Raw genomic sequence first — 520 nt, 5'->3', positions numbered from 1 at the left:
TAAGCTCGGCGCGCAAAGCGGTTTGGGGCTTGTTGCTGATGGTAATCATCTTGGGTGGTATTTACTCAGGAATGTTTACCCCTACGGAGGCCGCTGCAGTTGCTGCGGTGTATTCAGCGTTTATTGCCTTGTTTGTTTATAAAGACATGCGCATCAGCGAAGCACCGAAGGTTATTTTAGAATCAGCCAAGCTGACCATTATGCTGATGTTTATTATCGCCAACGCGATGTTGTTTGCTCACGTATTAACCACTGAACAAATTCCGCAGCAAATCACCGCGATGGTGTTAGAGGCTGGACTTGAGCCTTGGATGTTCTTGTTGGTGGTCAATATTGTCCTGCTGATTGCCGGTGCTTTTATGGAGCCATCAGCGATTATTTTGATTTTAGCGCCGATCCTTTTCCCGATTGCTGTGCAGCTCGGTATTGATCCGATTCACCTCGGTATCATTATGGTGGTGAATATGGAGATCGGCTTGATCACCCCGCCGGTGGGGCTCAACCTATTTGTCACCTCTGC

The 520-nt window shown here is 48.1% G+C and carries 1 pseudogene; it reads left to right on the top strand.

The window, feature by feature from the left end:
* Positions 1 to 520, top strand: a pseudogene (gene dctM / locus JYJ62_RS15780) (C4-dicarboxylate TRAP transporter large permease protein DctM); the annotation flags it as partial.

The sequence above is a fragment of the Denitrificimonas caeni genome, from assembly GCF_905120345.1.
Taxonomy (GTDB): Bacteria; Pseudomonadota; Gammaproteobacteria; order Pseudomonadales; family Pseudomonadaceae; genus Denitrificimonas; species Denitrificimonas caeni_A.
Note: the sequence above shows the minus strand (reverse complement) of the source record. Positions and strands in the feature narration are given on the sequence as shown.